This is a genomic window from Streptomyces sp. YS-3 (genome assembly GCF_045257485.1).
Classification (GTDB): domain Bacteria; phylum Actinomycetota; class Actinomycetes; order Streptomycetales; family Streptomycetaceae; genus Streptomyces.
Window position 1 is genome coordinate 1 of the sequence record NZ_JBJHPC010000249.1, and the last position, 10,178, is coordinate 10,178.

Below are 10,178 nucleotides of genomic sequence, written 5' to 3' on the forward strand. Positions count from 1 at the left end.
GCCGGCTGGGTGAGGCCGCCGTGCTCGACGAAGGTGGCACGGGCGGCCAGGTGCGGGTGGTCGGGGGCCTCGCGCAGCGAGAGCACCGGCGCCACGCAGGCGTCCGACCCGGCGAAGACGGCCGTCCACTCCTCGCGGGTACGGGTGCGGAACCGCTCGGCGATGGCGGTGCGCAGCTCCTCCCAGCGGGCGAGGTCCTGACGGGCCGGGGCGACGGCGTCGAGCCCGAGCAGCCGCCTGAACTCCTCGTAGAACCGCTGCTCAAGGGCGCCGACCGCCATGTACTGGCCGTCGGCGGTCTCGTAGGTGCCGTAGAAGGGGCAGCCGCCGTCGAGCAGATTGGCGCCCCGCCGGTCCTGCCAGCCGCCGGCCGCCAGCATGCCGTGGATCATGGTGGCGAGGTGGGCGGCGCCGTCCACGATCGCGGCGTCCACCACCTGTCCCTCGCCCGTGGTGCGGGCGTGCTGGAGGGCGGCGAGGACACCGACGACGAGATAGAGCGAGCCGCCCGCGTAGTCGCCCACCAGGTTGGCGGGGACGGTCGGCGCCTCGTCCGGGCCGCCGATCATGCCGAGGGTGCCGGTGACGGCGATGTACGCGATGTCGTGCCCGGCGCGGGCGGCGAGCGGGCCGTCCTGGCCCCAGCCGGTCATCCGTCCGTAGACCAGCCGCGGGTTGCGGGCCAGGCACTCCCCGGGCCCGACGCCGAGGCGCTCGGCGACACCCGGGCGGTAGCCCTCGACGAGGATGTCGGCCTTCTCCACCAGGTCCAGGACGCGCGCGGCGCCGTCCTGCGCCTTCAGGTCGATCAGTACGGAGCGCTTGTTGCGGTTGGTCAGGTCGTACGCCGGATCGATGCCCAGGCCGGCCCCGCCGGGGCGGTCGACCCGCACCACGTCCGCGCCGAGGTCGGCCAGGAGCATGGCGGCGAAGGGGCCGGGTCCGATCCCCGCCAGCTCGACCACCCGCACCCCGGCGAGCGGGCCGTTCCCCGAACCTGTCATCGAGCCCCCAGCACTGTGACACAACTGATGTAACAGCAGTGATGCTAAGAACACGTTCCACTCCGCACAAGCCCCTTGCGCGAGCAAGCGCTTGGTTTTCGCCGAACGGATTTCTTCCCGTCCTTGATCACCCATGGCACCGCGTCTCACGCTAGCCTCAGCGACCGACATCGGCGCGGGAGCGCGGCCGGGCAGAGCGGAGGGCATCCCCTTGGAAGGTGCACAGCGGGCACAGCGGGCGGCGGGGCAGCGGGCCCGGCGGGCGGCGAGGCCGTACGACATCGTGCTGTTCGGGGCCACCGGGTTCGTGGGCACCCTGACGGCGAAGTACCTGGCCGCGCACGCGCCCGAGGGGTGCCGCTGGGCGCTGGCCGGGCGGTCGGCCGCCAAGCTGGAGGCGCTGCGCGAGGAGCTCGCCGCCATCGACCCGGCGTGCGCCTCACTGCCGCTGATCACGGCCGACTCCGCCGACCCCGGCTCGCTGCGCGCGCTGGCCGGGTCCGCGCGGGTGGTGGCCACCACGGTCGGCCCCTATGTCTGGTACGGCGAGGGCCTGGTCGCCGCGTGCGCCGAGGCGGGGACCGACTACCTCGACCTCACCGGCGAGCCGGAGTTCGTGGACACCATGTACGTACGCCATGACGCGCGGGCCCGGGAGACCGGCGCGCGGCTGGTGCACGCCTGCGGCTTCGACTCGGTGCCGTGCGACCTCGGCGTGTACTACACGGTCCAGCGGCTCCCCGAGGGCGTACCGCTGCGGGTGGACGGCTTCGTACGCTCCAACGCCATGTTCTCCGGCGGTACCTTCGCCTCCGCGCTCACCGCGATGGGCCGGGGCCCGCAGCAGTTCAAGGCGGCCCGCGAGCGGCGGCTGCACGAGCCGCGCCTGGTCGGGCGGCGGGCCAGGGCGCCCCTCGGCACCCCGCACTTCAGCCGCGAGACCGGCGCCTGGGCGCTGCCGCTGCCGGTCCTGGACCCGGCGGTGGTGGCCCGCTCGGCCGCGGCGAGCGAGCGCTACGGCCCCGACTTCCGCTACCGCCACTTCGCGGCGGTGCGGCGGCTGCCGATGGCGCTGGGCGCGGTGGCCGGGGCGGGCGCGGCGCTCGGCGTGGCCCAAGTGCCCGCCGCGCGGCGGTTGCTGATCAGCCGTTACGAGCCGGGCAGCGGACCGGACCAGGAGCGCCGCGACCGCAGCTGGTTCTCCCTGCGCTTCGTCGGGGAGGGCGGCGGGCGGCGGGTGTTCACCGAGGTCTCCGGCGGCGACCCGGGGTACGACGAGACGGCCAGGATCCTCGCCGAGGGGGCCCTGAGCCTGGCCTTCGACGAACTCCCGGATCTCGCCGGGCAGTTGACGACGGTCACCGCGATGGGTGACGCCCTGCTGGCCCGGATCCAGAAGGCGGGCATCCGCTTCCGGGTGGCGGACGCCCGCTAGCGCCGGCTTGCCGGTGCCGCTAGGTGGCCGGTGTCCGTCGGTCGGCCGGTTCCGGTACGGGCCCGAGCGCGGTGCGCAGTGCCTCGCGGCACAGGGCGTCCGCGCGCCGGGTCGACTCCGGCAGCCGGTAGCGCGGGGTGAGCCGGAGGGTGTGGGCGCAGGCGTTGTCCAGGCTCACGCGGTGGCCGACGGAGACGAACACCGGCTTGACGCCGTCCCGGGTGCGCAGCGCCCGGCCCACCTCCGCGCCGTCCGCGTCCACCAGCGCCGAGGCGTCCCCGCGCCGGGCGCCGGGCTCCTGGTGGGCGAAGGCGAACGGGTTCTTGGCGACGCCGATCACCGGCAGTCCGGTGAGCACGCCGAGGTGGGAGGCGAGACCGAAGCGGCGCGGGTGGGCGAGTCCGTACCCGTCGCAGACCACCAGGCCCGGGCCGGTGCTCAGCGCGCCGAGGGCCGCCAGGACGGTGGGGATCTCCCGGAAGGCCAGCAGCCCCGGCACGTACGGGAAGGCGACCCGGCCGACGGCGGTGGACTCCTCGACGACCTCCAGGGTGGCCGCGTCCAGGACGACGGCAGCCGCCGCGACGACGTCCCGCTCGTCGTCGTACGCCACGTCCACACCCGTCACCTGGCCGGTGCCGGGCGGCGGGCCGGGTTCGTCGAGCACGACCCGGCCGCGCAGTTCGTCCTGCACGGCCAGCGCCCCGGCCTCGTCGGCAGGCCAGTCCCGGGGGATCTCTGTGAGCGTCACCATGCCCTCACCCTAGGGTCTCGCCGGAAAGACGCCCGGAGTAGCCTGCCGATCATGTTCATACTGGACCTGACCTACACCGCTCCCCTCGCCCGCGTCGACGAGCTGCTCGACGCGCATGTCGCCTGGCTGAACGGGCATTACGAGACGGGCGTGTTCATCGCCTCCGGCCGCAAGGAGCCCCGCGAGGGCGGGATCATCCTGGCCGTCGGGGACGACCGCGCGGCGATCGAGGAGATCACGGCGACCGACCCCTTCAGCGTCAACGGTGTGTGCGCGTACCGGATCACCGAGTTCTTCGCGACCAAGGTGGCGCCCGGACTGGACTCCTTCCGGGAGGAGTTGCCCGCGTAGCCTCAGCGGGCCCCGCGTACGAGCCGGGCCACCCGGCCCTTCTCGCCCGCCGCCCAGCAGCCGAGGTCGGGTGCGCAGTCCACGGTGTCGTACGAGCCGGTGTCGACGGTCCGCCAGGTGCGGCCCCCGTCGGTGGTCGCGTCGGTGCCGGTGGGCCCCACCGCGAGCGCGGCCGACCGGCTGTGCGGCAGCCAGGCGACGCCGGAACGGTAGGCGGCGACCGGGGCCGCCGCCGGGGACCAGGTGTGGCCGCCGTTCCCCGTGACCTCGGAGGCCCGGGGCGAGGGCTGCCCGGCCCGGTAGTCGCCGCCGACCGCGATCCCGTGCGTACGGTCGCGGAAGGCGAGCCCGAAGACACCGCGCGCCGGGTCGCCGGCCGGGATCGTCGAGTCGGCCGCCGTCCAGGTCAGACCGCGGTCGGCGGAGTGCAGGACGCGGGCGGTGGTGGCGCCGCCGGTGGCGAGCCAGACATCGCGCGGGCCGGAGCCGACCAGGCACTGGCCGCTCGCCGCGAAGGAGGCCTCGCCCGGCAGCGCCTGCGGCATGCCGGTGGAGGGCAGCACCTTCCAGGAACGGCCGCCGTCGGCCGTGGACAGGACGCGGTACCTGCCGTCGACCGGGTCGCCGACCGCCAGGCCGTGGCGGTGGTCGAAGAAGGTGAGGCAGTCGTAGAAGGCCCGCGGGTCGGGGTTGCGGAACGACTCCTTCCAGGTGGCGCCGGCGTCCTCGGTCCGGTAGATCCGGGACGCGTCGCCCTCCCCGATGGCGAGCACCACGGCCCGCCGCCCGTCGAAGGCCTCCACGTCCCGGAACTCCAGTCCGGCCGCGCCCGCAGGCGACACATCGCGCCATGTGCGCCCACCGTCGGAGGTGCGCAGGACCGTGCCCTTGGAGCCGGCCACCCACGCCGTGCTCCGGCTGACCGCCGAGAGCCCCCGGAACCGGGCGTCCGTACCGGTCCCGGTCAGCTGCCAGGCCGGTGCCGGGCCGCTCGCGCGGTGGCCGTGCGCCTCGGCGGGCGTGGTCAGTACGGTCGCCAGCGCCAGAGCGCCCAGCCCCACCGACAGCATGCGTCTCGTCTTCCCCATGGGCTTCATGGCGCTGGAAGCTAGCCGACACCGAGAAGACCGTCCAGAGGGCGAAATTCGACCGTATCGCCATCAACCCGGAGCCGTTAAGCACCGCGTGGGAAACGAGCGGTGACGCAGCGGAAAGTGACGCACACGTAGCGATCAGGTGACACAGCTCACCCTCGACTCGGGTGCACGCACCCGTGTTTTCTGCCGTCTTCCTGAGCAGCAGGAAGAGAAGTACCCGGTCGTGAGGTTAGGGGAACAGGGCTTTGTCCACTGTCATCGAGCAAGCCGTCGAGGCCCGCCTGATCGCTTCCGACCCGCGGGTCCAGACCGTTCCCGCGACGCTGAGCTACGACCGCGACGATCCGTTCGCCGTGCGGATGGTCTTTCCCGCGCCCGCCACCCTCGAAGGGGTCGAGGTCTGCTGGGCGTTCTCGCGCGAACTCCTGGAGACCGGGGTGGAGACCTCCGCGGGCATGGGCGACGTGCGGGTCCGGCCGTACGGGTTCGACCGCACGGTGGTGGAGTTCCACGCCCCGGAGGGCACCGCGATGGTGCACATCCGCACCTCCGAGCTGCGCCGCTTCCTCAAGCGCACCGAGCTGATGGTGCCCCCGGGCCACGAGCACCACTACCTCGACCTCGACGGCGACCTCACCGCCCTGCTGCGCGACGCCTGCTGACCGCGCCCGCCGCGGGCGCGGCACAAAGGCGCTGTTAATCGTTTGCGGCGGGCCGGCGCCCCGTCGTACCGTCTTCTCGGCCCTGTTGTCGTCGATCGGAGTAGGACGTTGCTCGTCTGAGGCACCTGAGACACCGTTTCGCGCACTCCCTTCCGTGTCGCGCGCGCGGTGTGACCTGCCTCCGAGCCGTCCTCCACGACCAGGGCCCTTCTTTTCCCCCGCTGCCCTGACACCGGTGTCTCAGTTCCCGTTGCCCCCACCCCTCTTCCGCGCAACAGGGAGACACCCATGTCTGCTTACTCCGCGTCCTCGACGCACATCAGCTGCTTCGACCTCTCGTTCGCCTGGCCCGACGGCACCTCCGTGTTCGACGGCCTCCAGCTCGCCGTCGGCCACGGCCGCACCGGGCTGATCGGCCTCAACGGCTCCGGGAAGTCCACGCTGCTGCGGCTGCTGGCCGGTGATCTCACCCCGACCGGCGGACGGATCGTCACCACGGGCGACATCGGCTATTTGCCGCAGAACCTGACCATGGTCACCGGCATGCGGGTCGACGAGGCCCTCGGCATCGACCGGGTACGGGCCGCGCTGCACGCCATCGAGGCGGGCGACACCGCCGAGGAGCACTTCACGGCGGTCGGCGACGACTGGGACGTGGAGGAGCGGGCGCGGGCCGTGCTCGGACAGCTCGGCCTCGACGGCGTCGGCCTCGACCGGACCATCGGGGAGCTCTCGGGCGGCGAGTCGGTGCTGCTGCGCCTCGCCGCGCTGCTGCTGCGCCGCCCCGAGGTCCTGCTGCTCGACGAGCCCACCAACAACCTCGACCGGCGGGCCCGCCGACGGCTCTACGACGCGGTCGCCGCCTGGCCCGGCGTACTGGTCGTGGTGAGCCACGACCGCGAACTCCTCGATCTGGTCGACCAGATCGCGGACCTGCGCGAGGGCGAGGTCTCCTGGTACGGCGGCAACTTCTCGGCGTACGAGGAGGCGCTGGCCGTGGAGCAGGAGGCGGCCGAGCGGATGGTGCGCACGGCCGAGGCCGACGTCCAGCGCCAGAAACGCGAACTGAGCGACGCGCACGTCAAGTTGGCGCGGCGGCAGCGCTTCGCCCAGAAGAGCTACGAGAACAAGAGGGTCCCGAAGATCATCGCCAATGGCCGCAGGAGCGAGGCCCAGGTGTCGGCGGGCAAGCACCGCATCCTCCAGACCGAGCGCCTCACCCAGGCCCAGGGCCGGCTGAACGAGGCCGTGGAGGCGGTCCGGGACGACGACGAGATCCGCGTCGAACTCCCCTACACCAAGGTCCACCCGGGCCGGGGCGTACTGAGCCTGCGTGATCTGCGACTGCCGTACACGGACCGGGCGTTGGGCAGCCTGGACATCCACGGCCCGGAGCGGATCGCGCTCGTCGGGCGCAACGGGGCCGGCAAGACGACCCTGCTGCGCACGCTGGCCGGGCAGCTCGCCCCGGCGGCCGGGGAGGCGGTGGCGCAGGTGCCGCTGCGGTTCCTGCCGCAGCGTCTGGACGTGCTGGACGACGGGCTGAGCGTGGTGGAGAACGTGGCCCGGTACGCGCCCGGCGCCACCGCCAACGCGATCCGGGCGCGCCTCGCCCGCTTCCTGTTCAAGGGCGCCCGCGCCGACCGCCCGGCCGGGACCCTCTCGGGGGGCGAGCGCTTCCGGGCCTCGCTGGCCGCGCTGCTGCTCGCCGAGCCCGCGCCGCAGCTGCTGATGCTGGACGAGCCGACGAACAACCTGGACATGGCGAGCGTACGGCGGCTCACCGAGGCGCTGGCCGCCTTCGAGGGGGCGCTGATCGTGGCCGGCCACGATGTGCCGTTCCTGGAGTCGATCGGCATCACCCGGTGGCTGGTGCTCGACGGTGAGCTGCGGGACACCACGGCCGAGGAGGTACGCGAGGGCCGGTGAGGATGTCCGACTTGTCGCTCTCTGAACCGCCGTGACCAGCGCGAGTCACGGAGAGTAGCGGTATGGGTGGAGGACGGGACTTGGCTGCGGCCTTACCGCGCGCTTAACCTACGGTCTCGTAACCTACGTAGGCGTAGGTACCCGTCCCCCCTCCCCGTCCCCCTGGAGCACCCTCGTGACGATCACCTCTCCCCACCTCGGCAATTCGGACGTGTGGACCGACGCCCGGCTGCTGTACGCGTTGGAAGAGGTCGTCGAGAAGGAGCTCAACCGCCACCTGAAGGTGGCCAAGGACTGGATGCCGCACGACTACGTGCCGTGGTCGGACGCGCGCAACTTCCCCGGCCTCTTCGAGGACGGCGAGGCCTGGGAGCCGCAGCAGTCCAAGGTCACCGACATCGGCCGGATCGCGCTGGTGGTGAACCTCCTCACCGAGGACAACCTGCCCAGCTACCACCACGAGATCGCCAGCCTCTTCGGCCGGGACGGCGCCTGGGGCACCTGGGTGCACCGCTGGACCGCCGAGGAGGGCCGGCACGGCATCGTGATGCGCGACTACCTGCTCGCCTCGCGCGCCGTGGACCCGGACCAGCTGGAGCGGTTCCGCATGGCGCACATGGCGGAGGGCTTCGAGTCCGACAACCGCCACTCGATGCTGCACTCGGTGGCGTACGTGGCCTTCCAGGAGCTGGCCACCCGCATCTCCCACCGCAACACCGGCCACCAGTCGGGCGACCCGGTCTGCGACCGCATGCTGGCGCGGATCGCGACCGACGAGAACCTGCACATGGTCTTCTACCGCAACCTGCTCGGCGCGGCCTTCGAGCTCGCCCCCGACCTCACCATGTGTGCGGTACGCGACGTGGTCGTGGGCTTCCGGATGCCCGGCCACAACATGCCCGGCTTCGAGCGGGCCGCCGCGCAGATGGCGATAGGCGAGATCTACAACCTGCGCATCCACCACGACGACGTGCTCCAGCCCGTGCTGCGCTTCCTGAAGGTCCTGGACATCGACGGGCTCGGCCCGGAGGGCCTGAAGGCGCAGGAGGAGCTCGGCCTGTACATGGGCGGTCTGGACGCGGAGGCGAGCAAGTTCGACGAGAAGCTCGCCGCGCGCAAGGCCCGGATGCTGGCCCGCGGCAAGGCCTGACGGCTACCGCGCGTCCTGGCGGATCAGCTCCGCCGCCTTCTCGGCGAGGGCGACCGTCGGGGCGTGCGTATGGCCGCGGGTGATCCCCGGCATGACGGAGGCGTCGACCACCCGCAGCCCCTCGGTGCCGCGCACCCGCAGCCGGGGGTCGGTGACCGAGCCCTCGTCGGCGCCCATCCGGCAGGTGCCCACCGGGTGGTACAGGGACTCGGCGGACGCGCGCACCGCCGCTGCCAGCGTCTCGTCGTCGACCACGCCCGGGTAGGGCGCCAGCGGCCCCGAGGTGTGCTCGGCCAGGGCCGGGGTGGCCAGTAACTGCTCCGCCCGGCGCACCCCCACCACCAGCCGGCGCAGATCGTCCTCGGCGGTCAGATAGCCGGGGTCGATGCGCGGCGGGGTGGTGGCGGCCGGGCCGCCCAGCTCGACACGGCCCTCACCGTCGGGCTGGAGCAGGACCACCCCGACGGTGAGGCCGTGCTCGGTGGGCGGGGTGAGCCCGTGGCCGACGAACGGCACCGGGGCGAAGACCAGCTCGATGTCGGGCGCCACCAGCCCGGGCCGGGTGCGCACGAACGCGACCGCCTCCGCCAGGTTGGAGGTCAGCGGGCCCCGGCCGCGCAGCAGGAAGCGCCCGAGGTTGGGGAGCGTGTCCGCGCCGGTGAGGGTGACGGGCCGGGGGCAGCGCACGGTCACCGCGTACGCGAGATGGTCCTTCAGATGGCGGCCGACGTCCCGGGAGGCCACCCTGACCTCCACCCCGGCCTCGCGCAGGCGCTCCGGGTCACCGATCCCCGAGAGCATCAGCAGCTGCGGCGAGCCGATGGCGCCCGCGCTGAGGATCACCTCGCGGCGGGCGGTGAGGGCGTCCGGGGAGCCCTGGGAGAGGACGCCGGTGACCCTGCTGCCCTCGAACTCCAGCCCGCGCACCCGGGTGCGGGTGAACACGTCCAGGTTGGGGCGGTGCGCGGCCGGCCGGAGGTAGCCGTCGGCGGCGCTCCACCGGCGCCCCTGGCGCTGGTTGACCGGGGTCGTCGCGTATCCGGAGTGGTCCGGTCCGTTGAGCTCCCTGAGCCCCGTGAGGCCGCGGTCGTGACAGGCGGCGAGGAAGGCGAGGGTGAGGGGGGAGGGGTCGCGCAGCGGCGAGATCCACAGCGGTCCCCGGGTGCCGTACACACTGTCCTGGGGCGCCGGGCCGGTCCAGCGCTCGGCCCGGCGGAAGTACCGCACGAAGGCGTCGTAGCCCCACTCGGGCCCGGCCGCCTCGCCCCAGGCGTCGTAGTCGGCGCGATGACCGCGGACCCACATCATGGCGTTGATGGACGAGGAGCCGCCGAGGGTGTGGCCGCGCGGCCAGTAGAGCTCGCGCCCGCCCAGCGCCTTCTGCTCGACGGTGGTGAAGTCCCAGTCGTACACCGTCTTGAAGAGCTTGGGGAAGGCGGCCGGGACACGGATCCGTGGATGGCGGTCGGGCGGCCCGGACTCGACGAGCGCGACCCGGACGCCGGGGTCCTCGGAGAGCCGAGCCGCGAGCACACAGCCCGCCGAACCCGCTCCCACCACGATGTAGTCGTATGTGCGCGCCCCCGTGCCCGCTCTCCTCACCACGCCCCCCATGCCGTGACGTCGCTCCTCGACCCGTCCAGCATGACCGGCCGGGGCCGGACGTGCCAGGGCTTGTGGGGCATCTTGCACCGGAACCGTCCGGATCCGGTGGGCGGCCCCGGCGGGTCATGCTGGACGGGTCGAGGAGCGACGTCACGGCATGGGGGGCGTGGTGAGGAGAGCGGGCACGGGGG

The 10,178-nt window shown here is 73.1% G+C and carries 9 protein-coding genes; 5 read left to right on the forward strand and 4 right to left on the reverse strand.

The window, feature by feature from the left end; genetic code table 11:
* Positions 1-1,004: CaiB/BaiF CoA transferase family protein (locus ACJA3G_RS20405; protein ID WP_406554456.1), on the reverse strand; the 1,004-nt coding region annotated here is incomplete at its 3' end.
* A 211-nt stretch (positions 1,005-1,215) separates the two neighbouring features.
* Here ACJA3G_RS20405 and ACJA3G_RS20410 point away from each other — a divergent pair.
* Positions 1,216-2,439: a saccharopine dehydrogenase family protein gene (locus tag ACJA3G_RS20410; protein WP_406554457.1), complete on the forward strand. Its 1,224-nt coding sequence runs from the start codon at positions 1,216-1,218 to the stop codon at positions 2,437-2,439.
* A 19-nt stretch (positions 2,440-2,458) separates the two neighbouring features.
* Here ACJA3G_RS20410 and ACJA3G_RS20415 read toward each other — a convergent pair whose 3' ends face one another.
* Positions 2,459-3,193 (reverse strand): endonuclease V, encoded by a 735-nt coding sequence (locus tag ACJA3G_RS20415; protein WP_406554458.1) that lies wholly within the window; start codon positions 3,191-3,193, stop codon positions 2,459-2,461.
* 51 nt (positions 3,194-3,244) lie between these two features.
* On the opposite strand from ACJA3G_RS20415, the gene ACJA3G_RS20420 reads away from it, so the two are divergent.
* Entirely contained in the window at positions 3,245-3,544 is a 300-nt protein-coding gene (locus ACJA3G_RS20420) for a YciI family protein (protein ID WP_406554459.1), read from the forward strand.
* A gap of 2 nt (positions 3,545-3,546) precedes the next feature.
* Here the strand turns inward: ACJA3G_RS20420 and ACJA3G_RS20425 are convergent, their stop codons facing one another.
* Positions 3,547-4,641 (reverse strand): WD40/YVTN/BNR-like repeat-containing protein, encoded by a 1,095-nt coding sequence (locus ACJA3G_RS20425; RefSeq protein WP_406554460.1) that lies wholly within the window; start codon positions 4,639-4,641, stop codon positions 3,547-3,549.
* A gap of 245 nt (positions 4,642-4,886) precedes the next feature.
* Here ACJA3G_RS20425 and ACJA3G_RS20430 point away from each other — a divergent pair, with 245 nt between their 5' ends.
* The 3 genes from ACJA3G_RS20430 (at position 4,887) to ACJA3G_RS20440 (ending at position 8,382) form a co-directional block, all read left to right on the forward strand.
* Entirely contained in the window at positions 4,887-5,303 is a 417-nt protein-coding gene (locus tag ACJA3G_RS20430) for an SsgA family sporulation/cell division regulator (protein WP_406554461.1), read from the forward strand.
* A gap of 288 nt (positions 5,304-5,591) precedes the next feature.
* Complete coding sequence (locus ACJA3G_RS20435; protein WP_406554462.1) at positions 5,592-7,232, forward strand: ABC-F family ATP-binding cassette domain-containing protein; 1,641 nt, start codon at positions 5,592-5,594, stop codon at positions 7,230-7,232.
* A gap of 175 nt (positions 7,233-7,407) precedes the next feature.
* Positions 7,408-8,382, forward strand: a complete 975-nt coding sequence (locus ACJA3G_RS20440; RefSeq protein WP_406554463.1) for an acyl-ACP desaturase — start codon at positions 7,408-7,410, stop codon at positions 8,380-8,382.
* Between the two features lie 3 nt (positions 8,383-8,385).
* Here ACJA3G_RS20440 and ACJA3G_RS20445 read toward each other — a convergent pair whose 3' ends face one another.
* Complete coding sequence (locus tag ACJA3G_RS20445) at positions 8,386-9,996, reverse strand: GMC family oxidoreductase (RefSeq protein WP_406554464.1); 1,611 nt, start codon at positions 9,994-9,996, stop codon at positions 8,386-8,388.
* Positions 9,997-10,178: the final 182 nt, after the last annotated feature.

What these genes read in the sequence shown, in the direction of transcription:
- ACJA3G_RS20420 (WP_406554459.1), top strand. Translation starts at nt 3,245, where the DNA reads ATGTTCATACTGGACCTGACCTACACCGCTCCCCTCGCCCGCGTCGAC.
- ACJA3G_RS20415 (WP_406554458.1), bottom strand. Translation starts at nt 3,193, where the DNA reads ATGGTGACGCTCACAGAGATCCCCCGGGACTGGCCTGCCGACGAGGCC.
- ACJA3G_RS20435 (WP_406554462.1), top strand. Translation starts at nt 5,592, where the DNA reads ATGTCTGCTTACTCCGCGTCCTCGACGCACATCAGCTGCTTCGACCTC.
- ACJA3G_RS20425 (WP_406554460.1), bottom strand. Translation starts at nt 4,641, where the DNA reads ATGAAGCCCATGGGGAAGACGAGACGCATGCTGTCGGTGGGGCTGGGC.
- ACJA3G_RS20445 (WP_406554464.1), bottom strand. Translation starts at nt 9,996, where the DNA reads ATGGGGGGCGTGGTGAGGAGAGCGGGCACGGGGGCGCGCACATACGAC.